Source organism: Halobacterium litoreum (assembly GCF_021233415.1).
Classification (GTDB): Archaea; Halobacteriota; Halobacteria; order Halobacteriales; family Halobacteriaceae; genus Halobacterium; species Halobacterium litoreum.
Genome location: NZ_CP089466.1, coordinates 2,055,406 through 2,081,936, shown reverse-complemented (window position 1 = coordinate 2,081,936; position 26,531 = coordinate 2,055,406). Strand labels below are relative to the sequence as shown.

At 70.2% G+C, this 26,531-nt stretch carries 30 protein-coding genes; 16 read left to right on the top strand and 14 right to left on the bottom strand.

All coding sequences use genetic code 11. The annotated features are described in order from the left end of the window. Window positions 1-10 precede the first annotated feature (10 nt). Window positions 11-1,099 carry an aldo/keto reductase gene (locus tag LT972_RS11420; protein WP_232570501.1) on the top strand — a complete coding sequence of 363 codons (1,089 nt, stop codon included), beginning with the start codon at window positions 11-13 and terminating at the stop codon, window positions 1,097-1,099. On the opposite strand, the gene LT972_RS11415 is transcribed toward LT972_RS11420, so the two are convergent. Beyond that, complete coding sequence (locus LT972_RS11415; RefSeq protein ID WP_232570499.1) at window positions 1,100-1,267, bottom strand: HVO_0758 family zinc finger protein; 168 nt, start codon at window positions 1,265-1,267, stop codon at window positions 1,100-1,102. It lies immediately after the preceding gene. Between the two features lie 88 nt (window positions 1,268-1,355). Here LT972_RS11415 and LT972_RS11410 point away from each other — a divergent pair, with 88 nt between their 5' ends. The 6 genes from LT972_RS11410 (at window position 1,356) to LT972_RS11385 (ending at window position 7,405) form a co-directional block, all read left to right on the top strand. After that, the gene (locus LT972_RS11410) at window positions 1,356-2,558 is read left to right on the top strand and encodes an MFS transporter (protein ID WP_232570497.1); all 1,203 of its coding nucleotides are present in this window, start codon (window positions 1,356-1,358) and stop codon (window positions 2,556-2,558) included. A gap of 26 nt (window positions 2,559-2,584) precedes the next feature. Beyond that, complete coding sequence (locus LT972_RS11405) at window positions 2,585-3,679, top strand: glycosyltransferase family protein (protein ID WP_232570496.1); 1,095 nt, start codon at window positions 2,585-2,587, stop codon at window positions 3,677-3,679. 26 nt (window positions 3,680-3,705) lie between these two features. Beyond that, window positions 3,706-4,149: a DUF7109 family protein gene (locus LT972_RS11400; RefSeq protein ID WP_232570494.1), complete on the top strand. Its 444-nt coding sequence runs from the start codon at window positions 3,706-3,708 to the stop codon at window positions 4,147-4,149. A 30-nt stretch (window positions 4,150-4,179) separates the two neighbouring features. Further along, window positions 4,180-4,812, top strand: a complete 633-nt coding sequence (locus LT972_RS11395; protein ID WP_232570492.1) for an NUDIX hydrolase — start codon at window positions 4,180-4,182, stop codon at window positions 4,810-4,812. Window positions 4,813-4,872: 60 nt separating this feature from the next. Further along, the gene (locus tag LT972_RS11390; protein WP_269780530.1) at window positions 4,873-6,498 is read left to right on the top strand and encodes a hydroxysqualene dehydroxylase; all 1,626 of its coding nucleotides are present in this window, start codon (window positions 4,873-4,875) and stop codon (window positions 6,496-6,498) included. Between the two features lie 121 nt (window positions 6,499-6,619). Then, window positions 6,620-7,405, top strand: coding sequence for a DUF7388 family protein (locus LT972_RS11385; RefSeq protein ID WP_390226305.1), 786 nt, complete (start codon window positions 6,620-6,622; stop codon window positions 7,403-7,405). Here the strand turns inward: LT972_RS11385 and LT972_RS11380 are convergent, their stop codons facing one another. Beyond that, window positions 7,406-7,579: a hypothetical protein gene (locus LT972_RS11380; RefSeq protein WP_232570488.1), complete on the bottom strand. Its 174-nt coding sequence runs from the start codon at window positions 7,577-7,579 to the stop codon at window positions 7,406-7,408. A 120-nt stretch (window positions 7,580-7,699) separates the two neighbouring features. Here LT972_RS11380 and LT972_RS11375 point away from each other — a divergent pair, with 120 nt between their 5' ends. Then, on the top strand, window positions 7,700-8,818 hold the full coding sequence (locus tag LT972_RS11375) for an NAD(P)/FAD-dependent oxidoreductase (protein WP_232570486.1): 1,119 nt from the start codon (window positions 7,700-7,702) through the stop codon (window positions 8,816-8,818). Here LT972_RS11375 and LT972_RS11370 read toward each other — a convergent pair whose 3' ends face one another. Further along, window positions 8,819-9,289: an Hsp20/alpha crystallin family protein gene (locus LT972_RS11370; protein WP_232570484.1), complete on the bottom strand. Its 471-nt coding sequence runs from the start codon at window positions 9,287-9,289 to the stop codon at window positions 8,819-8,821. It abuts the gene before it with no gap. Next, entirely contained in the window at window positions 9,286-9,444 is a 159-nt protein-coding gene (locus LT972_RS11365; protein ID WP_232570482.1) for a DUF7559 family protein, read from the bottom strand. Before LT972_RS11365 ends, LT972_RS11370 begins: the two co-directional genes overlap by 4 nt. A gap of 120 nt (window positions 9,445-9,564) precedes the next feature. Between LT972_RS11365 and LT972_RS11360 the strand changes: the two genes are divergently transcribed. Then, a complete protein-coding gene (locus LT972_RS11360; protein WP_232570480.1) occupies window positions 9,565-10,773 on the top strand; it encodes a glycosyltransferase family 87 protein in 1,209 nt (402 codons plus the stop codon). Between the two features lie 4 nt (window positions 10,774-10,777). Here the strand turns inward: LT972_RS11360 and LT972_RS11355 are convergent, their stop codons facing one another. Further along, window positions 10,778-11,434 (bottom strand): hypothetical protein, encoded by a 657-nt coding sequence (locus LT972_RS11355; protein ID WP_232570478.1) that lies wholly within the window; start codon window positions 11,432-11,434, stop codon window positions 10,778-10,780. 135 nt (window positions 11,435-11,569) lie between these two features. On the opposite strand from LT972_RS11355, the gene LT972_RS11350 reads away from it, so the two are divergent. Then, window positions 11,570-13,267, top strand: coding sequence for a radical SAM protein (locus tag LT972_RS11350; RefSeq protein ID WP_232570476.1), 1,698 nt, complete (start codon window positions 11,570-11,572; stop codon window positions 13,265-13,267). Between the two features lie 3 nt (window positions 13,268-13,270). Here the strand turns inward: LT972_RS11350 and LT972_RS11345 are convergent, their stop codons facing one another. From LT972_RS11345 to LT972_RS11330, 4 genes are all read right to left on the bottom strand, one after another. Further along, window positions 13,271-13,681 (bottom strand): TRAM domain-containing protein, encoded by a 411-nt coding sequence (locus tag LT972_RS11345; RefSeq protein ID WP_232570474.1) that lies wholly within the window; start codon window positions 13,679-13,681, stop codon window positions 13,271-13,273. Between the two features lie 80 nt (window positions 13,682-13,761). Next, window positions 13,762-14,466, bottom strand: coding sequence for a YkgJ family cysteine cluster protein (locus tag LT972_RS11340; protein ID WP_232570472.1), 705 nt, complete (start codon window positions 14,464-14,466; stop codon window positions 13,762-13,764). 270 nt (window positions 14,467-14,736) lie between these two features. Next, window positions 14,737-15,504, bottom strand: a complete 768-nt coding sequence (locus LT972_RS11335; protein WP_232570470.1) for an MBL fold metallo-hydrolase — start codon at window positions 15,502-15,504, stop codon at window positions 14,737-14,739. A gap of 36 nt (window positions 15,505-15,540) precedes the next feature. Continuing rightward, the gene (locus tag LT972_RS11330) at window positions 15,541-15,807 is read right to left on the bottom strand and encodes a MarR family transcriptional regulator (protein ID WP_232570468.1); all 267 of its coding nucleotides are present in this window, start codon (window positions 15,805-15,807) and stop codon (window positions 15,541-15,543) included. 125 nt (window positions 15,808-15,932) lie between these two features. Between LT972_RS11330 and LT972_RS11325 the strand changes: the two genes are divergently transcribed. Beyond that, on the top strand, window positions 15,933-16,328 hold the full coding sequence (locus LT972_RS11325; RefSeq protein ID WP_232570466.1) for a PPOX class F420-dependent oxidoreductase: 396 nt from the start codon (window positions 15,933-15,935) through the stop codon (window positions 16,326-16,328). Here LT972_RS11325 and LT972_RS14890 read toward each other — a convergent pair whose 3' ends face one another. Continuing rightward, a complete protein-coding gene (locus LT972_RS14890) occupies window positions 16,329-16,463 on the bottom strand; it encodes a hypothetical protein (RefSeq protein WP_269780529.1) in 135 nt (44 codons plus the stop codon). It lies immediately after the preceding gene. An 88-nt stretch (window positions 16,464-16,551) separates the two neighbouring features. Between LT972_RS14890 and LT972_RS11320 the strand changes: the two genes are divergently transcribed. Together LT972_RS11320 and LT972_RS11315 are read left to right on the top strand one after the other, a co-directional pair. Then, window positions 16,552-17,256, top strand: a complete 705-nt coding sequence (locus tag LT972_RS11320) for a class I SAM-dependent methyltransferase (protein WP_232570464.1) — start codon at window positions 16,552-16,554, stop codon at window positions 17,254-17,256. An 89-nt stretch (window positions 17,257-17,345) separates the two neighbouring features. Beyond that, window positions 17,346-18,266: a glycosyltransferase family 2 protein gene (locus tag LT972_RS11315; RefSeq protein WP_232570462.1), complete on the top strand. Its 921-nt coding sequence runs from the start codon at window positions 17,346-17,348 to the stop codon at window positions 18,264-18,266. 17 nt (window positions 18,267-18,283) lie between these two features. Here LT972_RS11315 and LT972_RS11310 read toward each other — a convergent pair whose 3' ends face one another. Then, window positions 18,284-19,102 carry an amidohydrolase family protein gene (locus tag LT972_RS11310; RefSeq protein ID WP_232570460.1) on the bottom strand — a complete coding sequence of 273 codons (819 nt, stop codon included), beginning with the start codon at window positions 19,100-19,102 and terminating at the stop codon, window positions 18,284-18,286. Between the two features lie 110 nt (window positions 19,103-19,212). Between LT972_RS11310 and thsA the strand changes: the two genes are divergently transcribed. After that, a complete protein-coding gene (thsA, locus tag LT972_RS11305) occupies window positions 19,213-20,787 on the top strand; it encodes a thermosome subunit alpha (protein ID WP_232570459.1) in 1,575 nt (524 codons plus the stop codon). A 60-nt stretch (window positions 20,788-20,847) separates the two neighbouring features. Then, complete coding sequence (locus LT972_RS11300) at window positions 20,848-22,194, top strand: APC family permease (RefSeq protein WP_232570454.1); 1,347 nt, start codon at window positions 20,848-20,850, stop codon at window positions 22,192-22,194. Here the strand turns inward: LT972_RS11300 and LT972_RS11295 are convergent. The 3 genes from LT972_RS11295 to LT972_RS11285 all read right to left on the bottom strand — a co-directional run bounded on the left by LT972_RS11295 (window position 22,178) and on the right by LT972_RS11285 (window position 24,208). After that, window positions 22,178-22,804, bottom strand: a complete 627-nt coding sequence (locus LT972_RS11295; RefSeq protein WP_232570452.1) for a trimeric intracellular cation channel family protein — start codon at window positions 22,802-22,804, stop codon at window positions 22,178-22,180. The two genes, LT972_RS11300 and LT972_RS11295, sit on opposite strands and share 17 nt — an antisense overlap. A 25-nt stretch (window positions 22,805-22,829) precedes the next feature. Next, a complete protein-coding gene (locus LT972_RS11290; RefSeq protein WP_232570450.1) occupies window positions 22,830-23,585 on the bottom strand; it encodes an SAM hydrolase/SAM-dependent halogenase family protein in 756 nt (251 codons plus the stop codon). 89 nt (window positions 23,586-23,674) lie between these two features. Next, window positions 23,675-24,208 (bottom strand): nicotinamide-nucleotide adenylyltransferase, encoded by a 534-nt coding sequence (locus tag LT972_RS11285; RefSeq protein ID WP_232570448.1) that lies wholly within the window; start codon window positions 24,206-24,208, stop codon window positions 23,675-23,677. A 179-nt stretch (window positions 24,209-24,387) separates the two neighbouring features. Between LT972_RS11285 and lonB the strand changes: the two genes are divergently transcribed. Continuing rightward, window positions 24,388-26,463 carry an ATP-dependent protease LonB gene (gene lonB, locus LT972_RS11280; protein ID WP_232570446.1) on the top strand — a complete coding sequence of 692 codons (2,076 nt, stop codon included), beginning with the start codon at window positions 24,388-24,390 and terminating at the stop codon, window positions 26,461-26,463. Window positions 26,464-26,531: the final 68 nt, after the last annotated feature.

Sequence of the window (26,531 nt, the reverse complement as noted above, 5' to 3'; positions counted from 1 at the left end):
GAACTCGGGTATGGCCACCGCAGACGCGACGTTCCGGTACAAGGAGCGGTTCGGCGAGGGGAAGGCGCGCACGTACTTCCGGCGCGTGGGCGACCGCGCCGTCTCCAGCGTCGGCCTCGGGACGTACCTCGGCGACCCGACCGACGCCGTGGACGACGCGTACTACGAGACCGTCCGGGCGGCCGTCGAGTCCGGCTGTAACGTCGTCGATACGGCCGTGAACTACCGCCACCAGCGCAGCGAGCGCGTCGTCGGGCGCGCGCTCGAAGACGCGGACGTGGACCGCGAGTCGGTGTTCCTCTCGACGAAAGGCGGGTTCGTCGCGTTCGAGGAGGACCGCCCCGAGAACCCCGGCCAGTACGTCCAGCGCGAGTACGTGGACGCGGGCCTCGTGGACGCCGACGACCTCGCCCACGGCAGTCACTCGATTGCGCCCGGGTTCGTGGACGCCCAACTCGACTGGTCGCTGGCGAACCTCGGCGTGGACACCATCGACCTCTACTACGTCCACAACCCCGAGACGCAACTGGACGTCCGGTCAGCGGAGGCAGTCTACGACCAACTGGAAGCGACCTTCGAGCGACTGGAGGAGCGCGTCGCCGCGGGCGACATCCGGCACTACGGCGTGGCGACGTGGGACGCGTTCCGCGTGCCCCGCGACCACGACCACTTCCTGGACCTGAGCGAACTCATCTCGCGGGCGCGCTCCGCGGCGAAGGCCGTCGGCAACACGGCCACCCACCTGCGCGCGATTCAACTGCCGTTCAACGTCTACATGGCCGACGCGTTCACCGTCGACTCGCAGGAGGGCCCCGAGGGCGCCCAGAGCGTGCTGTGGTACGCCCACGAGGCCGGCCTGAACGTCTTCACGTCGGCGAGTCTCGCGCAGGGCGAGGTCTTGGACGGCGTGCCCGAGGACGTCGACGAGAAACTCGCGGGCGACACGCCCGCCCAGCGCGGCCTGAACTTCGCGCGGAGCGCGCCCGGCGTCACCTGCTCGCTCGCCGGCACCACCAGCCCCGAGCACGTCCGCGAGAACGTCGCCGCGGGCGACCACGAACCGCTCGGCGCGGACGCCTTCGACGCCGTCTTCGAGTAGTCAGCGAACCTGCTTCCACTCGCGCCCGCAGTCCGGACACGTGCGCCGCCACCCGGCGCCGGTTCGACTCCGGGTGGCGAGTCGGGTGTCGCAGTCCGCGCAGACGAGTCGTTCGTACGTGTCCTTCCGTACCGTGCCGGACCGGAGCGCCTTCGTGACGGAGCTCATGACTTCGACACCCACCGCCTACCACTTCAGTAAGCGCCGCCTATACCGGAACCGGAAGAATTGACTCGGCGGCCCGAGAAAGGGCGTTGTGTCCAGTTCCACCGCCGAGCGCGACGCTCGCCGCGTCCGCCTGTTCGGGTCGCTGTGCGCGCTCGTGTTCCTCGTGAACTTCGGGCGCGTCGTGTTCGCGCCGCTCGTCGGCCCGCTCCAGGCGGAGTTCGTGACGAGCGACGCCGCGGTCGGACTGGTGGCGACGCTCGCGTGGCTCGGCAGCGCGCTCCCGCGGTTACCGACCGGCTACCTCCTCACGCGCGTTCCCCGCCACCACGTCGTCCTCGGCACGGGCGTCCTGCTGGCGGTGTCGTCGGCGGGGATGACGTTCGCGCCGTCCATCGAGTTCGTGATGCTCGGGGCGCTCCTCGTCGGCCTCGCGTCGGGCGTCTACTTCGTCGCCGCGAACCCCCTCATCAGCGAACTGTTCCCGGACCGCGTCGGTCGCGTCGTCGGCGTCCACGGCACCGCCTCGCAGTTGGCGGCGGCGCTCGCGCCCGTGTTCGTCGGGCGCGTCCTCCTCGAATACTACTCGTGGCAGGCGCCGTTCTACCTGCTGTCGGCGGCGGCGCTCGTCGTCACCGGCGTCCTCTACGTCACCGCGAAGCGCGCGGACCTGCCGGAGGCGGGCGCCGAGGACCGCGACCTCATGCGCGCGATTCGCCGCCAGTACCGCGTCGTCCTGCTCGGCGTCGTCATCGTCGGCGCCACCGGCCTCGTGTGGAACGGCTTCTTCAACTTCTACATCACGTACCTCACCGACAGCAAACAGATTCCGCAGTCGACCGCCCAGACGCTGCTGACGGTGGTGTTCGCGTCCGGCGTGCCCGCGTTCTGGTACACCGGCCGGCTCGCCGACCGGTTCCGGCACGTCCCCCTGATGCTCACCGTGCTCGGCGCGTTCGTCACCACGCTGCTCGCGCTCACCGTCGTCAGCGGCGTCCTCGCGGTCACGCTCGTCTCCGTCGTGTTGGGGTACAGCATCCACAGCCTCTTCCCCGCCATCGACACGTTCCTGCTGGACAGCCTCCCGGACGCCGACCGCGCGAGCGCGTACGCCGCGTACAGCGCCTCGATGATGATCGTACAGGCGTTCGGGAGCGTGGCCGTCGGCACGCTCCTCGGGATGGACGTCGGCTACGACGTCATCTTCCGGACCGGCGCGGTGCTGCTCGCCGTCCTCCTGGCGGCGCTGGTCGCCCTCCAGCGCGCCGGTCGCCTCCCGCAGGGCGCAAGCTAGTTCCGGGACGCGTCCCCACTCCGGGTATGGACTACACGCAGGAGCGCGTGGCGACGCTCCACGACTACGGCGACGCCGACCCGGACGCGCCGGCGGGCCGCGCGGCCGTGGTGGTGCCGATGACCGACCGCGAGTACGCCGGCCTCGCGCCGGAGCGCGTGTTCTCCGAACTGGAGCGCGTCGACCCCGCGGAAGTGGTCGTGCCCCTTCGCGCGCCAGCCGAGCGCGTCCCCGACTTCCGTGAGTGGCTCGCCGAGTTCGACGTGAACCTCACGCTGCTGTGGTGTGACGGCCCGCGCGTCGAGTCCCTGCTCGCGGACGCCGGCCTGGACGGCGAGCGCGGGAAGGGCAGGGACGTGTGGCTGGCGCTCGGCGTCGCCGCGCGCCGCGACTACGTGGTCGTCCACGACGCCGACACCACGACCTACGAGGCCCGCGACGTGCGGAAACTCCTCTTCCCGCTCGCCGACGGGTTCGACTTCTCGAAGGGGTACTACGCTCGCGTGGAGAACGACCGGCTGTACGGCCGGCTCTTTCGGCTGTTCTACGAGCCGCTGGTGGCGGCGCTCGGCGACGGCGCCGACCACGACGTGCTCGACTTCCTCGGGGCGTTCCGGTACGCGCTCGCCGGCGAGTGCGCGATGACCAGCGACCTCGCCCGAGGGATGCGCGTCCAGCGCCGCTGGGGGCTGGAGGTCGGCACGCTCGGCGAGGCGTTCCGACTGGCGGGCGCGGACGGCGCGGCCCAAGTCGACCTCGGACGCTACGAGCACGACCACCGCGCCGTCTCCGGGCCGACCGGGCTCTCGGAGATGAGCGAGGGGGTCGGGTCGGCGCTGTTCCGCGCAATCGAGGACGCGGGCGTGGAACCGGACTACGACGCGCTCCCCGAGCGCTACCGCGAGCACGCGGCGCGGTTCGTTCGCGCGTACGGCGCGGACGCGGCGTTCAACGGCCTCGACTACGACAGCGAGGGCGAGCGAGACCAGACCGCGACGTACGCCGACGCCATCGCCGAACCCGGCCCGGACACTCGGCTCCCGGCGTGGGCCGACGCGCCACTCGACCCCGACGAGGTGGCCGCGGCCGCCGCCGCGGACGCCGACGACGCGGCAGATTGAAGCCACCGGGACGGACACGCGGAGGCATGGACGGCGACGAACTCGCGGGGGTCGTGGACCTGTTCGGCGGCCTCACGCGGGCCGAACTCGACGACGCGGTGGACGAACTCGCGTTCAAGCGCGGCGAGGAGGCCGACGGCGTCGAGGCGGACGTGGAGAACGCGCTCCGAGACTACTACCTCGTCGAGGTGGACCGGGAGGACGAAACGGTGTTGGCTCCGGGGCCGGCGGCGTTCCCGAGTCCGCCCGAGTACGCCACCGACCTCCCGCACATCCTCGACGTGGAGCGCCGCGAGATTTCGCGGGACGCGCTCGCCGACGCGGTCCGGGCGCGCCTCGAAGCCGACGCCGCGGACGCCGAACCTGGCAGCGAGCGCGCTCGCTCGCTCGTGGACGCGACCTACGACGCCGAGGCGTGGGCGCCCGTCGACCTCGGGGACGTGCGCGCGGAACTCACCGACGACGCGTGAATTAAGGGCGTCGCGGCCGTCACCTCGCGCATGGACCTCTCGCGGGTCGCCGCGCACCGCCCGGTCCGCGTGCGCGACCAGGAGCGCGACGCCGCGGTGCTCGTCCCCGTCGTCGACGGCGCCAGCGACGAGGACGGGCGCTTCGAGGCCGACGACTCGGACCGGGAGCCGGCGCTCGTGTTCACGAAGCGCGCCGACCACCTCGGCGAACACCCCGGCCAGATGAGTTTCCCCGGCGGCGGCCGCGAGCCGAGCGACGGCGACTTGCGGGACACCGCGGTCCGCGAGGTCGACGAGGAAATCGGCCTCCGGCGGGACGAAATCTCGTTCGTCGGCCAACTCGACGACATCGCCACCGTCACCAGTTACTCGGTGACGCCGTTCGTCGGGCGCGTCCCAGACCGGTCGTACGTCCCCGACGAGCGCGAGGTCGACGAGGTGGTCGTCCTCCCGATTTCGGGGTTGACCGACCCCGCGAACTACGAACTCGAGAAGCGCGTCCACCCGAAGTACGGCGAGGCGCTCGTCCACTTCTTCCACGTCCACGGCTACACCGTCTGGGGGGCGACCGGCCGCATCCTCCTGCAGTTCCTCGACCTGGCGGTCGACTGGACGCCGCCGGACCGCGACCCCGAGGTCGTGGAGATGGACCCCGACGCCTGAAGCCGGCGAGCACCCCGGACGACGGGTAGGCTGAAGGTGGGGAGGCCCTAACAGGAAACGATGTCCAGTTCGACGACCGTCGCGGTGCTCGGGGGAGGAATCGCGGGACTGACTGCCGCCCACGAACTCGCGGAGCGCGACTTCGACGTCACCGTCTACGAGGCCAACGACCGCGTCGGCGGGAAGGCCCGGAGCATCCCGGTGGCCGACGACGAGGACGGCTTGCTCGGCGAGCACGGCTTCCGTTTCTTCCCGGCGTACTACGAGAACGTCGTGGACACGATGGCGCGCATCCCGGACGGCGACCGCCGGGTCGCCGACCACCTCGTGCCCACCAGCGAGACCCTGATTGCGGGCGCGGACGGCGCGGGGTTCACGGCGTCCACGGAGCGCCCGTCGTCGCCGAAGGAGTGGCTGGACGCGCTTCGCCCCCAAATCGCGGGCGGCGAGGTGCCGCCGCGGGAGGTCGCGCACTTCCTGTCGCGGCTCGCGGTGCTGTTGACGTCCTGCGACGAGCGCCGCGAGACGGAGTTCGAACGCCAGTCGTGGTGGGAGTTCATCGACGCCGACGAGATGTCGCCGGCGTACCGCAAGCACCTCGCGCAGTCGACGCAGGCGCTCGTCGCGCTCCGCCCCGAGCAGGGGAGCGCACGCACCGTCGGCACCATCTACCTCCAGTTGCTGTTCGGGCAACTCGACCCGGAGAAGCCGGCCGAGCGCGTGCTCGACGGCCCGACGAGCGAGGTGTGGTTCGACCCGTGGGTCGACTACCTCGAAGCGCAGGGCGTGACCTTCGAACTCGACGCGCCGGTCACGGCCATCGAGAGCGACGGCCGCCGGGTCACGGGCGCGGTCGCCGACGGCGAGACGGTGACGGCGGACTACTACGTCGCCGCGCTCCCCATCGACGTGCTGCCGCGGGTCGTGACGCCGGAACTCCGGCGGGCCGCGCCGTCGCTCGCGCGTGCCGACCGCGTGCGGACGGCGTGGATGAACGGCGTCCAGTTCTACCTCGACCGGGACGTGCCAATCGTGAACGGGCACGCCGTCTACGTCGACTCGCCGTGGGCGATTACGTCCATCAGCCAGCGCCAGTTCTGGACCGACCACGACGTGGCGGCGCGCTCCGACGGCGACGTCGAGGGCGTGCTGTCGGTCATCGCGTCGGACTGGGAGACGCCCGGAATCCTGTACGGCAAGCCCGCCAAGGAGTGCACGCGCGAGGAAGTCGTCGAGGAGATTTGGGCGCAAGTCCAATCCCACCTCGGCGCGGACGCGCTCCCGGACGAGGCCCGCGTCGCGCACTTCCTCGACCCCGAACTCCGGGAGACCGAGGGGGGTCTCGCGAACGACTCGCCGCTCGTCATCAACACCGTCGACAGCCTCCGGAACCGCCCGGAGGCCGACACCGAGGCGCCGAACCTCGCGGTGGCCGGCGACTACGTGCGCGTCGACACCGACCTCGCGACGATGGAGGCCGCGAACGAGGCCGGCCGCCGGGCTGCGAACGCCGTCCTCGACGCCTCGCCCGGTCGCCACTCGCGCTGTCAGGTGTGGGGACTGGAGGAGCCGCGCGTGTTCGACCCGCTGAAGCGCCAGGACGCCCTGCGCTACCGCCTCGGCCTGCCGCACCCCGGCGAGGTCGGACACGACGCGTGGGAGGTCGTGCGGTCGCTCCGGCCGTAATCGGCGGTGCCGACACCCTTTTCCCGTCCGACGCGGTAACGGGGGTATGGTCGCAGAGACGATGGATCGAGTTCCGGCACTGTTCTAGAGTTACTCGTCTCGCGTCCGTGGGTGGTTCGTCGTGTTGAGAAGCGACAGCCACGCCGCGGCCGCGGGCGTCGACGCGGTGGCACTGAAACCCGCCGAGCACGACTGGCGGCGCATCGATGAGTTGGACGACGCGTTCGGGACGGTCACGATAGACTACGAGGGCCGCGAGCACCTCCCCGACTTCGACGCGCTCGCGGACCTCGCGAGCGACCGCGACGTGCGGCTGACGACGCCCGTTCGCGCGGACGGCTTCGACCCCCTCGGCGACGACTCGCTCGCCGCCGAGATTCCCGACTCCGTGGGGCGCGTGCTGGTCGCGGGCCACGGCGCGTACCTCTCGGAGGAGGAAGCCAGTCGCGCCATCGCGCCCCGACTCGGCGCCGCCGTCGACGCCGACGGCGACGCGTGGGTCGGCACCGAGGGCGTGGAGCGCGCGGCGCTCGCGACGGGCGCGGCGCAGTTCGAACTCCTCTCCCGGGGAACCGAGCGGGACGTGCGGTCGCTGCGCGCCGCCGGGTTCGACGGCGGCGTGGCCGTCTACGCGCCCACGGTGCTGACCGGCGACGAGAACGAGATACTGGACGCGGTGGGCGCGTACGCCGCCCGGCGAAAGCCCGTGGCGCGAGCGCTTCCCGACGGCGCCGAGACGGACGCGACGGCGTCGGGGCGCGCCCGCGAGGTGCTGTCGAAGGCGGTGCGGGACTTCGCGCTGGTCGGCGACGCATCGACGGTCAGCGAGCGCGTGAGCGCGCTCCGCGATGCGGGTGCGGACTACGTCGTCGCGTACCCCGCGGCAGGCCTCGACGGCTTCTGCTGACTACTCCTCGGTGACGAGGAACGTCTGGCCGCCGCGGCGCTCTAAGAACGCGTCGTCGCCGTGCGTGTCGGCGTAGGCGGCGACGCCCGCGGCGGTCATCTCGGACACCTCGATGCGGCGCCCGTCCCGGTCGGTCGTCGACTGCGTGCGGCGGTGTCTCCCTTGCAGTGCCATACTCGCTGGGAGACGCGGTATCCGCTTTAACGTCACCCGTGCGGAGTGAAAGTGAAACTGTCCGCTTGCGTGGACCTCGGCGTCCGCGAGAGTTATGCGGCCGCCCGCACACCGCCCGGTATGGACGACTCACTCGACGGCGCGGCCCGGTCGGTCGGCGTGGTCGGCGCCGGCGCGGTCGGTCTCACCGCGGCCTACGACCTCGCGGCGGCGGGCGCGGACGTGACGGTCTACGAGCGCGACACCGTGGCCGGCGGCGCGACGGGGCGGGCCGCGGGCATCCTCTACGACGCGTTCGCGGAGGACGTGGACGCCCGCGTCGCCGACCGCGCAATCGAGCGCTTCCGCGCGTTCGACGGCCGGGGCGAGTTCGAACTCCGGGACGCGCCCTACGTCTGGTTCGTCACCGAGCCGGGCGCGAAGGCCGACGCCATCCGCAAGCAGGTCGAGGGAATGACCCGGAACGGCCGGCGCGTCGAGCGAATCGACGGCGACGAACTCGCGGCGCGCTTCCCCGCGCTCCGCACCGACGACGTGGTCGAGGCCGCCGTCGCGGAGGACGCCGCCGTCGTGGACACGTCGGCGTACGCCGACCTGCTCGCGGACCTCGCTCGCGGCGAGGGCGCCGAGATTCGCACGGGCGTCGAGGCGTCAGTCTCGACCGACCCGCCGCGCGTGAACGGCGACGCCCACGACGCGGTGCTCGTCGCGGCCGGCGCGCACACCGAGCGCGTGCTCGCGGACGCCGGTTTCTCCGTCTCGCTGAAGCCGTACCGCGTGCAGGCGCTCACCGCCGACTCGCCGGGCGACGTGCCGACGTTCTACGACGCCACCGAGGGCTACTACGCCCGCCCGCACCCGACCGGTCTGCTCGCCGGCGACGGCACCGAGGAAGTGGAAGCCGACCCCGACGCCTACGACCGCGACGGCGACGACTGGTTCGTCTCCGACACGACGGCGCGCCTCGCCGACCGCCTGCCCGGCTACGACCCGGACGTGGAGCGCGCGTGGGCCGGCGTCTGCACCGCGACGCCCGACCGCGACCCCCTGCTCGGCGAACTGGACGGCGGGATTTACGTCGCCGCCGGCTGGCAGGGCCACGGCTTCATGCGGTCGCCGGCCACGGGGGAAGCCATTGCAGAACAGATACTCGGCGGCGAGGGGATTCCGGCGTTCGACCCGACGCGATTCACCGGCGACGAGGAGTTCGCCATCGTCGAAGGGATGGCCGTCGAGTAGTCACTCCTCGCGCTCTTCGGTCTCGATTTCCTCGTCCGCGTCGTCGCCCGCGTCGTCGCCGTCGCCCTCGGTCACGTCGATGCTCGTGCCGGTCGACTCGCGCTTCGGCAGGAACACGTACAGCGTGCCGTCGTCGTTCAGTTCGGCGCGCGCGTGCTCGGCGTCCACCACGGCGTCCTCGGGGAGTTCTGCGCGCCCGTCCAGCGACAGGCCGCGGCCCGGGAACAGCATCTCGTAGTTCTCTCTGAACTCCCGGAAGCGGTCGACGCGCACCGCCACCGCGTCGCCCTCGTAGTTCACCTGCACGTCGCTCGTCGTCGCGCCCGGCGCGTCGAAGACGACGAGGCACTCGTCCTCGCTCTCTAAGACGTCCACGGGGAGCGGGGACTCCTCCTGGAACCGGGACGCCGCCCGGCCCATCCGCCGGAACACCGCGCTCCCGACGGCTTCGGCGAACTCGCGGGCGGTCATAGTTCTATGGCCTCCAGGCTCTCGGTCTGCTCGCAGTACGGGCACGAGAAGTCGGCGACCCCCACCTCGTCGGGCATGTCGTACGTGTAGTGCATCTCGAACATGTCGAGTTCGCAGTCCTCCTCGGTGCAGCGGACTTCGAGCGTGGCGGGCATACCCGTCCGTTGGGCCGCCGCGGGCATAAACCGGCCGGCCGCGGTGAGGCCGGCCGCCGACGCGTCGCCGGCCCGCAACCGACCCGAAACGGGAAGTGTCACCGTGCGGTGCGTTCGGGCGTGTCACGGAACCGCCGTCCGCGCGCCGTCCTCGCCGTCGCCGCGCTCGCGGGCGTCCCGAGCACCGTCCTGTTCGCGCTCCGGAACCCCGGACAGGTCGGCTTCGCGACGGACGTCTACTACGCGGCGGCCCGGGCCGCGCTCGCCGGCCGCGACTTCTACGCCGTGAATCCGGTCGGCGACGCAACGTTCCAGTACCCGCCGGCCGTCGTCGCGGCGTTCTACCCACACGCCCTCCTCGGCGACCCGGCGCTCGCGCTCGCGCTCCAGACGCTCGTCAACCTCGCGGCGCTCGTGGGTCTCGCCGCCCTCGTCGTCCGCACCGCCGAACGCGGTACCGGGTCGCTCGCCCGCGTCGACCGCGCGCTCCTCGTTGCGTTCGTCTTTCTCGCCGGCCCCGTCGGCGTGAACCTCGTCATGGGGCAGGTGAACCCCGTGCTCGCGCTCGGCCTCGCGGGCGGCGCGGTCGCCCTCGAACGCGGCCGCGACCGCGCGAGCGGTGCGGCGCTCGGCGCGACGGCCGCGGTCAAACTGTTCCCCGCGCTCGTCGGCGTCTGGCTCTGCCGGCGGCGCGCGTGGCGCGCAATCGCCGCCGCCACCGCCACCGGCGTCGGCGCCATCCTCGCGGGCGTCCTCCTGTTCGGGCCCGGCGCGACGGAGACGTACGTCGCGGAGACGCTCTCGGGCGAACTGAGCGTCGCGTCGTTCCCCGACGGCCCCGACCCGACCGCGCCGTTCGTCACGGTGCGCCGCCAACTCACGTACCTCGCGCCGTCGCTCTCCGGAACGGCGCTCCTCGCCGCCGGTCTCGCCGTCGTCGCGCCAGTCTACGCCGGCGTCAATCGCGTCGTCGCCGACCCCGAGAGTCGCCTCGTCGCGCTGCAGGGCACGCTAACCGCCACGCTCCTCGTCTTCCCCCTCGAACCGTTCTACGTCGTCCTCGCCGTGTTCCCGCTCGCACCACTCCTCTACCGACTCGACCCTGGCACGCCCCGGACGCTCTTGCTGGCCGGCACCCTCCTCGTCTCCGTTCCGGTGCTCTACGAGTCGGTCGTCACGCTCACCGCGCCGCTTCCGGGCGGCATTTCGAGTGCAATCCGTGGTGTCTCTCGCGACGCGTTCGCGTTCGTGCTCCCGCCCACTATCGGGGCGTGGCTGGTGCTCGCCGGCTGTCTGCTCTACCAGCACCGGGCGGCGACAGAACCGTGACTCATCAGTCTCTCGCCGCGTCGGCCGTCCCCCAGCCGGCGCGTTCGAGTCCCGCCCACGCGACGACGGCGACGGTGAAGAACACGGTCACCGCGAACAACGGATTCGAGAGGACGCCCGCTGCGAGGAGTCCGACGGCCACGGCACTCGCGACGAACGTCGTCACCGAGCGAATCGGCAGCGCACCGTCGTACCGGAGGACCGCGGCGAGCAGCGCGCTCCCGCCGACGAGCAGCGTCGCGGCGAACGCGGGCACGCCGCCGAGCCAAGCGGCGGCCTGTTCGCCGGTCGCGGACACGACGTACGCCTCGCCGTCGTACCGAACGAGGTACCGTCCTTCGCCGTAGCTACCGGTGTCTCCGTACTCGAACTCCGGCGGCGTGGCCGCCCTGTCGGTCACGACCGCGGTGCCGTCGGCCCGCAACGCTTCGAGGAACACGTCCCGAGCGTCTGCCGAGAGGTCAGCGAACGCGAACACCACCCGCTCGTCGGTCTCGGTCGCCGCCGACTCCGCGCGCTCGACTTCGGCGGGAGACGCCGCGCTCACGGCGTGTTCGTACTCCGGTTGTGCCGCCTCGAACGCGGCCGTTCCGCCGACGTAGAACGCGGCCAAGCCGGCCACGGCGAGGAGGACGGCGAGCGCGCGACGGTCGACTGTCATCGTGTCAGCCTGATACTCGGAAGGGTAAGTGCCTTGCCGGGTTTCGTCGGCGGCGTCGCTGCGGTCGAAGCCCGGTTCGACAACGTGCATCTCCGTGTAGTCACGTTCTTACGCGTCCGCGCCCAACGCGTCCCTATGATTGACCCCGCGGAGTTGGACGTGACGCTCGTGGACGGCTACGTCGACGAGCCGGCGCACTTCGGGGTGCCGCCGTACATCTCCACGTACCCGCGGAACGCCGCCGGCGCGCTCGTGGACGCGGGCGTCGACCCCGCGAACGTCACGTACCACACCATCGACGAACTCCGCGAGGACAAGTCGAAGTGGTCGGACGTGGCGGACGCCGACCTGTTCGTGTACGTGGGCGGGATGACCGTCCCGGGGAAGTACGTCGGCGGGACGCCCGCCGAACCCGACGAAGTGAGGGAGATGGCGTGGGTCGCCGAGGGGACGAGCGTGATGGGCGGGCCCGTGCGCTTCGGCGTCGGCGAGGAGAACGCGGGCGCACAGGAGATGGAGCGCTCCGATTTGGACTTCGACTTCCTCGCGATGGCGGACATCGAGGCCGCGGCCTACGACCTCGTGAACAACGGGCTGGAGGGGTTCGAGGACCGCTACCGGGACAACGACGAACTCGACCGGTGGGCGGCGAAGGGCGCGTTCGTCGTCGAACAGCACCCGAACTACCCCGACTACCTCATCTGCGAGATGGAGACCTCGCGTGGCTGCGCGTACCGGTGTTCCTTCTGCACGGAACCGATGTACGGCGACCCCGCGTTCCGGTCCGCCGAGAGCGTGGTTCGGGAGGTCGGGAACCTCTACGACCACGGCGCGCGCCACTTCCGCCTCGGCCGGCAGGCCGACATCCTCGCGTTCGGCGGCGACGGCGAAGCCCCGAACCCGGACGCGATTCGGCGGCTCTACGGCGGCATCCGGGAGGTGGCGCCGGATTTGGAGACGCTCCACCTCGACAACATGAACCCGGTGACCATCGTGGACTACCCCGAGAAGTCCAAGGAGGCCATCCGGGTCATCGCGGAGCACAACACCGCGGGCGACACTGCCGCGTTCGGCCTCGAATCCGCCGACCCGCTCGTGCAGGAGGAGAACAACCTCCTCGTGACCGCCGAGGAGTGTCTCGAAGCGGTGCGCATCGTCAACGAGGTCGGCGGCTGGCGGCCCGGCGAGTCCCCCGCGGACGCGCCGTCGTGGGGGGGCGACACCCCCGACCGCCTCCCGAAACTCCTGCCCGGCATCAACCTCGTCCACGGCCTCACCGGGGAGCGCGAGGAGACCTTCGAGCACAACAAGCAGTTCCTCCAGAGCGTCCTGGACGAGGGGCTGATGCTCCGGCGCATCAACATCAGGCAGGTGATGGCCTTCGAGGGCACCGACATGGCGGAGACGGGCGCGGACCTCGCCAACGACCACAAGAAGCAGTTCAAGCAGTACAAACAGGAGGTCCGCGAGACCATCGACAATCCGATGCTGAACCGCGTCGTCCCGCCGGGAACGATTCTGGAGGACGTGACCCTGGAGTACCACCAGGACGGCAAGACGTTCGGCCGGCAGTTGGGGACGTACTCCCTGCTGGTGGGGATTCCGGGCGAGCGCGAACTCGGGCAGACCATCGACGTGGCCGTCACCGACCACGGCTACCGCTCCGTGACGGGTATCCCCCACCCGCTGGACGTGAACGACGCGACGATGGACGAACTCACCGCGATTCCCGGCATCGGGTCGAGCACGGCGGGCGACATCCTCGTCGGGCGGCCGCACGACTCGGCGCCCAGCGTCGAGGGCGTGAACCTCGGGAAGTTCACGCGCTCGTGAGAATCAGTACTCCTCGTCGATGATTTCGCCGACCGCGAAGTTCGACTTGACTTCCGTCACCTCTACTTTCACGCGCTCGCCGATTTCGGCGTCCGGCACGATGATGACGTAGCCGCGCTCGACGCGCGCGATGCCGTCGCCCTGCTTCCCGATGTCCTCGATTTCCACGTACCGAATCTCGCCCTCCTCGACGGGGGGCTGTGGCTCCGAGGACGACGTCTCGGTCGTCGATTGCGACGACGAGGACTGCGAGTCGTCGGCGTCCGACCGCGAGATGAGCGCGACCCGGTAGACGTCGCCGGGGTCGACCGAGCCGGTCTCGATTTCGCTCTTGGGCACTTCCACGACGTACTCGTCGTCTTTGACCGTCACTTCCGCGTTGAACAGACAGAGCAGCTTATCAGAGATTTCCAATGTCGAAAGCCTCCACCCGATTCGTTGCGGGCGTCTGACTTAATCGTTGTTACGGGGTCGCCGCGTACGAGTGGCCCGAATCACGGCTCGTAGACGGAGCCGTCCGGGCGCTTCGCGCCCTCCGAGTCGTGGACCACCGTCTCGCCTGCGTCGGGGTCGGCGGGCGCGTACTCGTCGCGCACGCCGATGGCCTCCTCCAGTTCCCGGACAGCGCGCTCTTTCAGCGCCGCCGCCAGGTCCTCGGCGTCCGCCCGCGAGATGTCACGCCCGAGCCCCTCGCACTCGTGGGCGCGCACCATCCCCGACTCGTCGACGGCCTCGCCCATCGGCTGGCTCGTCCCGCCGAGCGCGACGCTGAACGGGTACGTCTCGCAGATGAGGGGGCGGCTGTCGTGGACCGTGCACGCGCCCGTGCCGTCGTCGTCCTCCTCGTAGAACGTGCAGTCGCCACACGCGTTCGTCTGGAGCGCCCACTCGAAGGTCTCCCCCGACCCGTCCTCGTCTAAGCCGTAGGGCATCGGGCGCGCCACGTCTCGCCAGTCCCGCGAACTCTGTGAGGGGGACCTCGAAGCGACATCGTCGCTTCGGCGGTCGCGCTCGTCGTCCTCGCCTGCCACCTCCCGCACCTCGTCCGGGAACACGGTCGCCGTGTGCGGGTCGTCTTCCTCGCTCTTGCAGCACGCGCCACACCGCGTGCACTCGAAGCCGATGGTCTCGATGGCGTCCGCGAGGTCGCTCTCGTCGAGGGCGCGGGCGCGTTCGAGTTCGGCTTCGAGGTCTTGCACGGTCGTCGAAAGGAGACGGGAACGCAAAAGCCGTCCGTCTCGCTACCCCGTACTCTTCGAAAGCCCCCGCCCTCTCGGGTCGCGCGTCTCGCTGTGCTCCTCACTCGCTTCGCTCGCTGCGGTGCTTGCGTCGTCGTGCTTCCCCGAGAGGGCGGCCCCTTTCAGTCCCGGAACGACTCGCTTCGCTCGTCTTCCGCCCTCGCGGTCGCGACGCGACGGCTCGGTCCCGCCCGATACCGGGCGGTCAGTTCGGCGTAACAGGCCGGTATTTCAGTCCTCGACCGGATACGCGCGGGCGCCGTCCCACTCTACCTTCCCCTCCACGAGGAGTTTGTCGAGGTGCGCGCGCACCGTCTGCCCGGCGAGGTCGCGGACGCCCGCGAGGTCCTTGTCGTAGGCGTGGTCGAGGATGTCCGAAACGGTCGCACAGCCGTCTTCGACGGCGGCGAGGACGCGGCGGTCGCGGTCGCGGCGGTGGAAGTAGAGGTTGTACAGGCGTTCGCGGGGCGCGTCGACGGGCGGACCGTGGCCGGGGTGGAGGCGCTCGAAGTCGCGGACGGCGACGCGGCGGAGCGAACTCAGGTAGGCGCGCAGGTCGCCGTCCGTCGCGCCGACGAACACGCTGCCCGCGGCGAACACGAGGTCACCGACGACGGCCTCGCGTCCCTCGACGAACGCGACGTGGTCGGGGGCGTGGCCGGGCGTGTCCAGAACCGTGACGCCGGTGTCGCCAATCTCGTCGCCGGGGCGGAACGCGCGGTCGGGTTCGACGCCGGTCTCGCGCTCGAACCGGTCGGCGAACGCGGCGTGCGCCCAGACGGTCGCGTCAGTCTCGGTCGCGTACTCCGCGACGGCGCCGACGTGGTCCGGGTGGGCGTGCGTGACGGCGACGTGGTCGACGCTCCCGACGGCGGTGTCGAGTTCGGGTGTGCGACCCGCCGGGTCGACGAGCAGGGCGTCGTCGCGGCCGAGGACGTACGCGTTCGTCTCGCCGTGGGGAGCGCGGGTGTCGACGGGGACGGGAAAGCGGGCGGGCACGTCGCGGACGACGGACGGCGGCGAGAAAAAACCGCGTTACTCGGCGAGGAAGTACACTTGCTTGCGGGCGTCCTGGAAACTGTAGCGGGAGTCTACGAGTTCCTCGTCGTCGAGGCGGTTGAGCGCGTACCGGACGGTGCGGTCGGGGAGCAGGGACTCCTCGGCGAGTTCGCCCTGGGAGAGCGGCGAGTCGATTTCGAGGACCTTCGCGACGAGCTTCGCGCTCGGTGGGAGTTCGCTCAGGCGCTCTCTGAACTCGTCGTCGTCGATTGGCGATTGGCCGTTCTGCGCGGACAGGCTCATGCAACTCTGTCACATACTGGTGAAGGTAAAGGTTGTCTACCCCTGCGACTAAACACCTAAAACTGTATAAGGTCTAGATGCCCGGAACCCGGCGTTTTAGAGGGGTAGGCGTCCAAACAGGTCACATGGTCGCAATTCCTGCCGAGTACCACGACCTCTTCGAGAAGCGGTCGTTCCTGAGTTTCGGGACGCTCACTCCCGACGGGGCACCCCACGTCACGCCCGTCTGGGTGAGTTACGACGAGGACGCCGAACACATCCTCGTGAACACCGCGCGCGGCCGCCGGAAGGACAAGAACCTCCGAAACGACGGCCGCGTCGGCGGCTGCATCCTCGACCCCGACGACCCGTACCGGTACGTCGGCTTCCAGGGCGAAGTCGTCGAACTCACCACGGACGGCGCGGTCGAACACATCGACGAACTCGCACGCCGCTACATGGACGTTGACGAGTACCCGCACCACGGCGAGGAGGACGGCGAGCGCGTGCTCGTGCGCATCGAACCGACGCGCGTCTGGTAGTCACCGGGCGTGCTCGTTGTAGGTGCCGAGGTGACACCCGCAGTCCGGGCAGTGGACGTAGTGCATGCCCTGTCGCTCGTGTCTGACGAGGTCGCCGGCCTCGAACTCGCCGCCGCACCTGTTACACGTTGGCATACCACGAACTTGGACGCGGACGACCTAAGTCGTTCCGCGGTTTCCAGTACGGTTTTAACGGGCGACCAACGAAAAGAGGGTGAGAAGCGTGAAGGGACAGGAGTGGTATCAGGCCACCGAGGTCGCCGAGGAGTACGACGAGAAGCGATTCTCTCGCGGTGGCCGGCTCATCGACCGCCGGGAGAAGCAGGCGGTACTGGACGCAATCGGCCCGGTCGAGGACAAACGCGTCCTCGAAATCGCGTGCGGTACCGGCCGGTTCACCGTGATGCTCGCCGAGCGCGGCGCCGACATCACGGGACTGGACATCTCCGGACCGATGCTCCGGGAGGGACGCGAGAAGGCGCGACACGCCGGCGTCGACGACCACTTGGAGTTCATGCGCGGGGACGCCGCCCGCCTCCCGTTCCCGGACGACCACTTCGACACGGTGTTCGCGATGCGCTTTTTCCACCTCGCGGACACGCCGGCGAAGTTCCTCACGGAGATGGCCCGCGTCTCCAAGAACCAGGTGTTCTTCGACACGTTCAACCGCTTCAGCACGCGGTCGCTGTACAACTGGCTGCTCCCGATGGGGTCGCGGCTGTACGGCGCGAGCGAGGTCGAGGACCTCGTGGCGACCGCGGGCCTCGAACTCGCGGACGCCGAACACGACTTCGTGGTTCCGTACGGGTTCTACCGCAAGGTGCCTGACTGGGTGGCCGGCCCGTTCCGGCGCGCCGACACCGCCATCGGCGGGTCGCCGGTCGGCGACGCGCTCGCGTCGGTGTCCTACTGGGACGCGCGAGTGTGAGACGACCGGCGGACGGCGGTCTGACGCCGGCGTTTCCGGGCGTTCTCGAAGCCGAGACGTTTTTACCGACGGCTTGACTCGGACGGGGTATGGACCTCTCGGTGGTGGTGCCCACGCTCAACGGCCGCGACGCGCTCGCCGCGTCACTCGACGCGCTCGCGGCCCACGCGCCCGCCGCCGAGGTCGTCGTCGCGAACGGCCCGTCCGTCGACGGGACGTCCGGGATGGCGCGCACTCACGACGCCGTCGACGTCTTGCTGGAACTCTCCGAGCGAAATCTGAACGCCGCCCGGAACGCCGGCATCGCCGCGGCGACGGGCGACGCGGTGGCGTTCGTCGGGCAGGACACGTGCGTTCGACGGGCGTGGCTGGACGCGGTTCGTGACGCGCTCGCCGACGGCGCGGACGCCGTCACCGGCCCCGTTCACCGGAACGTCGAGGGCGGCGTGACGACGGAGGCCGAGGAGCGATGCGAGGTCGCCGGCCGCGAGGTGGTGTTCTTCGACGGCGGGAACGTCGCGTTTTCGCGGGACGCCCTCGACGCCCTCGACGGGTTCGACGAGTACCTCCAGACCGGGGCGGCGCGGGACGCCGCCCACCGACTCGCGGGGATGGGCTGCGAGGTCGCTTGGCAACCGGACGCCTGTGTCCTCCGCGAGGAGGCCGACGACATCGCACACCGCCTGCCAGAGGACTCCGAGGACTCGGCGTGGGGCTTGAAGTATCGGTCGCTGGCGTACCGCCTCGTGAAGAACTACGGGATGGGCGCGCGCATCGCGGCCCGCGTCGTCAGGCACGCGCTCGGCGACGCGCTGTCGGTCGGCGGCGACGTGGCTCGCGGCGACGCGAAACTCTCGGAGTGGGCGGCCGCCGGGCGCGCGGTCGTCCCGAACATCTGGCGCGGCAGCCAGGACGGGATGTCCGCCCGCGTCGCGGACCGAAGCGACCGCCGGAACCCGAACGGCGTCTCCTCGCGGATGGACCGCGCGATGGCGCGCTACGACAAGTAGTCCGTCGGTGGGTGTCGCTACTCCCGGTCGAGGCCGGGAATCACGCGGACCGGATTCTTCCCGAGCACTTTCGTCATCGCGTCCTCGGTCACGTCCAGGGTCAGAATCTCCATCACGGCGACGTTCGGGTGCGTCGCGGGCGTCCCGCTCCCGAACAGCACGCGGTCGGGGTGTTCGACGATGGCGCGCTCCAGCAGTTCGCGGTAGCGCACCGTCGCGGTGTCGAGGTAGAGGTCCTCGTGGCGGTCGAGCATCGAGACGGCTTCGTGCATCAACTCTCGGTCGAGCGGGTGGCCGCCGAAGTGCGCGTACACCACGGGGAACTCGCGGTCGAGCAGTTCGGTTTCGAGCGCGCTCGGCGGGAATCCACGGCCACCGTGGACGAGGACGGGGAGGCCGACGTCGTCGAGCACGTCGAGCACGTCGCGGTCCGGGATGCCGTCCCGCGTCGGGTCGAGTTTGAAGCCGTGGAAGCGGTCGTCGTACGCGTACTGTTCGATGTCCTCGGGGGAGGTCTGCCACTCCGCGCGGGACGACCGGAGGTTCCGGAGTTTCGACGTGGCGCTCTCGCCGGGGTCGCGGGGGCCGTCGATGCGCGCGAACGCGATGAACGGCCGCTCGACGGCCTGCCGGGCGACCGCGTTGTTCGCGCGCAGGTAGCCCTGCTCGCCCTTCTGCGGGCCGGGGAACACGACCGAGCGAACGATGCCGGACTGGTGCATCTCGCGTTCGAGGTCCTCCGCGTCGATGGTCCGTCCGCGCACGGGCCGCCCCGGTCCGGCGTGGAGGCGGACGTGGCAGTCCACGGCGCGGAACCCGTGTTCCAGTTCGAGCATGGGGGTAGGTCGCCGGCCTGCTATTTCGATGTGACGGTGCGCGTGACGACGGGTAGCACGCACCCCTAGAAAACTACATATAGAACCGCCAGCGTCTGAGACACCTGATTATGGCAGCAACTGCACCCCGAGGGGCGACCGGCCCCGTACTCGTGCTCGGTGAGGACTCGCGGCGCACCAGCGGCCGCGACGCGCAGACGTGGAACATCACCGCGGGGAAGGCTGTCGCCGAAGCGGTACGCACGACGCTCGGACCGCGGGGCATGGACAAGATGCTCGTCGACGCGTCCGGGAACGTCGTCGTGACGAACGACGGCGTCAGCATCCTCGAGGAGATGGACGTGGAGCATCCGGCCGCGACGATGCTCGTGGAGGTCGCGCGCACCCAGGAGGACGAAGTTGGCGACGGCACCACGACGGCGGCGGTGCTCGCCGGCCACCTGCTCGCGGGCGCCGAAGACCTACTGGAGAGCGACGTCCACCCGACCGCAATCGTGGAGGGGTACGCCGCCGCGCGCGACATCGCGCTGGACGCAGTCGCTGACGCCACCGTCGACGGCGAACTGGACGACGACCGCCTGCGTGCGGTCGCTCGCTCCAGCATGACCGGGAAGGGGACCGGCGACGTGAGCGCGGACGCGCTCGCCGACCTCGTGGTTCGCGCCGTCCGGCAGGTCCAGACCGAGGACGGCGTCCCCCGAGAGGACGTGCGCGTCCACACCCAGACCGGCGCGTCCTCGGGCGCGACCGACCTCGTGGACGGCGTCGTGCTGGACGCCGAACCGGTCCGCGAGTCGATGCCGCGGCGCGTCGAGGAGGCGAGCGTGCTCGTGTTCGACGCGAACCTCGGCGCCCGCGAGACGGAAGCCGACGTGGCCTACGAGGTGACGAGCGTCGACCAACTCACGGCCGCCGTGGACGCCCAGACCGCGGAACTGCGCGACCTCGCGGACGCCGTCGTGGCGACCGGCGCGGACGTGGTGTTCTGCTCGAAGGACGTGGACGACTCGGTCGCCGCGGCGCTCGCGAAGCGCGGCGTCCTCGTCTTCGACTCGCTGTCCGCCTCGGACACGAGAGCCGTCGTCTCGGCGACCGGCGCGAGTCTCGCACGCGACATCGCGGACGTGACCGACACCGACCTCGGGCACGCCGACGCGGTGCGCGTCGAGTCCTACGGGGACGACGCGCTCGCGTTCGTCGAGAACGCCGACGCCACGGCCGTGACGCTGTTCGCGCGCGGCGGAACCGAACACGTCGTCGCGGAACTCGAACGCGCGCTCGGCGACGCGACCGACGTGGTGGTCGCGGCGCTCGACGGCGACGGAATCGTTCCGGGCGCCGGCTGTGTCGAACTGCTCGCCGCCGACGCGGTGCACGACGGCGCCGCGAGCATCGACGGGCGCGCCCAACTCGCGGCCGAAGCGTTCGCGGACGCCCTCGACGTGCTCCCGCGCACGCTCGCCGCGAACGCCGGCCTCGACCCCATCGACGCGCTCGTCTCCCTGCGAGCGAAGAACGAGACCGGCCGCGCCGGCGTGCTCGTCGACGGCGAGACGGTGGAACTCGCGGACCCCGTCGAGGCGGGCGTCTTCGACCCCGCCGACGTGAAACGCGAAGCAATCGAAGCCGCCACCGAGGCCGCGACGATGATCGTCCGCATCGACGACATCATCGCCGCCGAATAGCCACGCTAGGGGCAGTCGGCCACAACCTTTAGCCGCGAATCTCTCGTTCCTGCCGACACGATGAGCGAACGCCTCGGCCTCACCGAGTGCGTCTCCATCGCGCTCGGCGGCATGATAGGCGGCGGCATCTACGCCGTGCTCGGCGTCGTCGCGAAGCTCACGACGGGCGCGACGTGGTTCGCGTTCGTGCTCGCCGGCGTCGTCGCGGCGTGCGCTGGCTACTCCTACAACCGCCTGAACGCGCTCGGCGACGACCGCGGGGGGTCGGTGTCGTTCGTCCAGCAGACCCTCGGCAACGAGACGCTCGCGGGGATGGTCGGCTGGACGCTGCTGTTCGGCTACGTCGGGTCGATGGCGATGTACGCCTACGCGTTCGCGGAGTTCGCCATCGGGTTCGGCGCGGTGCCGTCGGCGTACGCCGGCGTCCCGCTCCGGCCCGTCATCTCGGTTGGCGCCATCGCCTTGTTCGTCGGGCTGAATCTGCTCGGCGCGCGCTCCACGGGCACCGCCGAGAACGTCCTCGTCGCGGTGAAGGTCGGCATCCTCGTGGCGTTCGGCGCCTTCGGCCTCGTCTACGCCACGGGCCTCTCGGACACCGCGATGACGTACGGGTTCGGGCAGTTCACGTCGGTCAGCCCTCTCGTCGCGGCGGCCATCTCGTTCGTCGCGTTCCAGGGCTGGCAGTTGCTGTTCTACGACCAGGAGTCGATAGCCGACAACGTCGAGACCATCCGGAAGGCGGTCTACGTCTCGATTCCCGTCGCCGTCGCCATCTACGTGCTCGTCGCCGTGGTGACGGTGAACCTCGCGCCCGAGGCGCTCCAGAGCCACCCGCACGTCGCGCTCGGCGACGCGGCCTCGGAGATGCTGTCGGTGTTCGGCCTGTCGAGTCTCGGGTTCGCCGTCATCTCCGCGTCCGCGCTGTTCTCCACCGGGAGCGCCATCAACGCCACCCTGTTCTCGTCGGCGCACTTCGCGAAGCGCCTGATTCGCGGCGACCTGCTCCCGGACCGCTTCGGCGACGGCGACGCCGACGGCGTCCCCGAGAAGACGGTGCTCGCGCTCGGCGCCGCCACCGCCGCGTTCTCCGCCTACGGCAGTCTCGGCGCCATCACGTCGTTCGCGTCGCTCGCGTTCATCATCGTGTTCGGCGCGATGAGCTACCTCGCGTTCCGCCAGCGCGACCACGAGGACGTCAACCCCGTGTTGCCCGCGGTCGGCGCGCTCGGCGCGCTCGGGTTCGCGCCCCTGATGTTCCGGAATCTCTACCGCCGCGAACCGGAGACGTTCTGGATGGTCGTCGTGCTCGCGGTGTTCGTGGTCGCCGTGGAACTGCTGTACTTCGAGCGCGAGGCGATTCAACACCACCTCTCCGAGTTCGGGGACGGCGTCAACTCTCGGCTCTGAGCCGGACCGTCGGGAGCCGCCAGTTCCGGCGGAGCGCGACGACTCGGAGCGAGAGCGTGAGGGCGGCGCAGACGCCCGCGCCGACCGCCGTGCTCGCGCCGGCTTCGACCGCCAGCCAGAACGTCGCGCTGCCGGCCACCGCACAGGTCGCGTAGAAGTCCTCGGCGAGCACGAACGGGACGCGCTGGAGCAACACGTCCGAGACGAGGCCGCCGCCGACGCCCGTGACGGTACCGAGGACGACCACGCCGAACGGCGTCACGCCGGCGTCGTGGCCGACGAGCGCGCCGGTCGTGGCGAACGCCGCGAGGCCGATTGCGTCCGGGAGCATCACGACGGGGTGGTCGAGGAGGCGCGCGCCGACGCGCCGCGCGAGCAGGACGGCGACGGCGACGCCGAGGAGCGCGAACCCGACGTCCCACGTCGACTGCAGCATCGCGGGGACGCGCCCGACGAGCACGTCCCGGGTCGCGCCGCCGCCGAGCGCCGTCAGCACGCCGAGCACGGCGACGCCGAGCACGTCGAACTCGGCGTCGGCGGCCTTCAGCGACCCGACGATGGCGAACGCGACGAGGCCGACGGCGTTCATCGCCTCGAACGGCGTCACCATCCGCGCGTCACCCGACCGAGCGCCGTCACCATTCCAGTGCCACCCGACTCCGCGTCGCGACGCCGAACGCGTCGTCGCCGCGGCCGCGGTTCGCCGCGAGTTCGACGTTGCCGTGGCTGCCCACCGTCACGAGTCGCTGGCCGGCGTCGACGTTCGCGTAGGTGCGCTCGACGGGCGCTGGCTGGCCGTTCACCACGACGTCGCCGCCGAATCGGTCGTCGAGGACGCGCCCGGGGACGTTCGTGATGGCGTTCCCGAAGCCGTCCACGACGAGGACTTCGCCGACGACGGCGTCCCCCTCGAAGTCGGGCGTCGGGAACGAGACGGTCTCGTGGTCGCTGGTCGGCTCGTACCCAGCGTACTCGTGGAAGCGCTCGACGCCGCGCTCGTGGACGTCGGCGGCCGCCGGCGCGAACACGTCCCGGCCGTGGAACGTCGAACTCGCGGGGTCCTCGACCTCGATTTCGAACACCTCGACGTCCTCGTCGAGCGCCCGCGCCGCCGGCACCGCGACGCCGTTGTCCGGCGCGACGATGGCGTGTTTCCCCGCCCGCAGGACGACCGCGGCGCGGTCCGTGCCCACGCCGGGGTCCACGACGACGAGGTGGACCGCCGGCGGGAAGTACGGCAGCACTTCCCGGAGCCAGAACGCCGCCGCGCGCACGTCCTGTCGCGGGAAGTCGTGGGCGACGTCCACGAGGCGGGCGTCCGTCGACTGCAACGCCACTCCCTTCATCGCCGCGGGGTACGGCGACCCGAAGTCGGAACTCAGCGTTAGCATGCGTGGCCGTAGTGCGCTCCGACGTGAAAACTGCTCGGCGTCTACAGGCGGAGCGAGCCGAGTGCCTCGGGACGTGACCCCGAGGCGGCTCACTCGGGGTAGGCGTCGTCGCCGTTCGCGTCCGTGTCGCCGACGCGCTGGATGCGGTCGATGCCGCCGATTTCGTCGATGACGCCCGCGACGGCGTCCGGCACGAGGCTCTCCCAGTCGCCGCCGCGTTGCATCCGGCGGCGAATCTCGGTCCCCTCCAGTACGTCGCGTTCGAACATCGGGGACTGCCGGACGTCGACGCCGGCCTCGTTGAACAGCCGAATCACGAGGGGGTTGTTCGAGTACGCAACGTCGAAGTTCGGACTCATCGACTGCACGTGGCTCACCCAGACCGCGTTCCGGTCTAAGTCCTCGATGGGGACGGCGTACGTCACCAAATCGAAGTCCACGAGCGCCTTCGTTATCATCATGATGCGCTCGCCCGCCGTGAACGGGTTCCGCGTCGTGTGGGAGTCTCCGGCGCTCCCGATGCCGACGACCAGTTCGTCGACTTCGGTGGCGATCTGCTCGACGACGCGGTGGTGGCCGTTGTGGTACGGCTGGAAGCGGCCGATGTAGAACCCGCGAGTCATCCTCCCGTGGAGACACCGCGCCAGCCACCATAAGAATGGCGAGTCCGGGCCCATAGTCCCCGAGCGTCGAACCGCCGTTTCGGGCCTCGAAAGCGGAGAAAACGACCGACTCGCGGTTTCTACGAGGGAGAAAGTATATCAGTCGCCCACCCGTGTTTTCGACTGTCGAAACAACTTCTATGAGCAACGAATCGACGAAGGACACGCCCCTTCACGACGACCCCGACGGCGGCGAAGAGCCGTCAGATTCCGGGTCCGAGGACGGCTCGATGGCTGACGGCGTCGAGACCGTCGAAGACCTCGACGACCTCGGGAGCGAGGTCGGCGTCGAGGGTGACGTGGACATCAACGAGGAAATCGCCGAGGACGACCTGCTCGGCGGCCTCGAAATCGACGACACGTCGGACATCGAGGTCCCCGACCGACTAGTCGACCAAGTCATCGGGCAGGAGGAGGCCCGCGACATCATCATGCGGGCGGCGAAACAGCACCGCCACGTGATGATGATCGGTTCCCCGGGGACGGGGAAGTCGCTGCTCGCGAAGGCGATGAGCCACCTCCTCCCGAAGGAGAGTCTGCAGGACGTTCTCGTCTACCACAACCCGGACGACTCGAACGAACCGAAGGTCCGAACGGTGCCCGCCGGGAAGGGCGAGCAGATCGTCGACGCCCACCAGGAGGAAGCCCGCAAGCGCAACCAGATGCGGTCGTTCCTCATGTGGATCATCATCCTGCTCGTCGTGGGCTACGCGCTGTTGATCGCGAACAACGTCCTGCTCGGGATTCTCGCGGCCGGCGTCATCTACCTCGGGTTCCGGTACTCGAACCGGGGGAGCGACGCCATGGTGCCGAAACTCCTCATCAACAACGCCGACCGGCAGATTGCGCCCTTCGAGGACGCGACCGGCGCTCACGCCGGCGCGCTGCTCGGCGACGTCCGCCACGACCCGTTCCAGAGTGGCGGGATGGAGACGCCGAGTCACGACCGCGTGGAAGCCGGCGCCATCCAGAAGGCGCACAAGGGCGTGCTGTTCATCGACGAGATCAACACGCTCGACATCCGCAGCCAGCAGAAGCTGATGACGGCGATTCAGGAGGGGAAGTTCTCCATCACCGGGCAGTCCGAGCGCTCCTCGGGCGCGATGGTGCAGACCGAGCCCGTGCCGTGTGACTTCATCATGGTCGCGTCCGGGAACATGGACGCGATGGAGAACATGCACCCGGCGCTCCGTTCCCGCGTCCGCGGGTACGGGTACGAGGTGTACATGGACGACACCATCGAGGACACGCCGGAGATGCGCCGGAAGTACGCGCGCTTCGTCGCCCAGGAGGTCGAGAAGGACGGCCAGTTGCCGGACTTCGAGCCGGACGCCGTCCGCGAGATCATCCTCGAGGCCAAGCGCCGCGCCGGCCGCAAGGACCACCTGACGCTGGAACTGCGCGACCTCGGTGGCCTCGTCCGCGTCGCGGGCGACATCGCTCGGTCTCGCGGCCACGAGTACGCGAAGCGCGACGACGTGTTGCAGGCGAAAAAGCGCTCGCGGTCCATCGAACAGCAGTTCGCGGACGACTACATCGAGCGCCGGAAGGACTACGAGTTGAAGGTCTCGAACGGCGAGGCGGTCGGCCGCGTCAACGGGCTGGCCGTGATGGGCGGCGACTCCGGCATCATGCTCCCCGTGATGGCGGAGGTCACGCCCCGGCAGGGCGAGGGCGGCGAGGTCATCGCCACCGGCCAACTGAAGGAGAACGCGGAGGAGGCCGTGGACAACGTCTCCGCCATCATCAAGAAGTTCTCCGACGAGGACATCTCCCAGAAGGACATCCACGTGCAGTTCGTGCAGACCCAGGGCGTGGACGGCGACTCCGCCTCCATCACGGTGGCGACGGCCGTCATCTCCGCGCTGGAGAACGCGCCCATCTCCCAGAACCTCGCGATGACTGGGAGCCTATCGGTGCGCGGGGACGTGTTGCCCGTGGGCGGCGTCACGCACAAGATCGAGGCCGCGGCGAAGGCGGGCTGTGAGCGCGTCATCATCCCGGCCGCGAACGAACAGGACGTGATGATCGAGGACGAGTACCGGGAGCAGATCGAAATCATCCCGGTCTCGCACATCAGCGAGGTGCTCGACATCGCGCTGGTCGGCGAACCCGAGAAGGACTCGCTCGTCGACCGCCTGAAGTCCATCACGGGCAAGGCCTTCGAGGGGAAGGTCGACTCGGGCGCCACCGGCGGCAGTCCGAGTCCGCAGTAGCGGCCCTCGATTCTCTCGTTATTCGCGCCGGCCGAGCCACAGCGCTCCCGCGAAAACTGTATACTTTC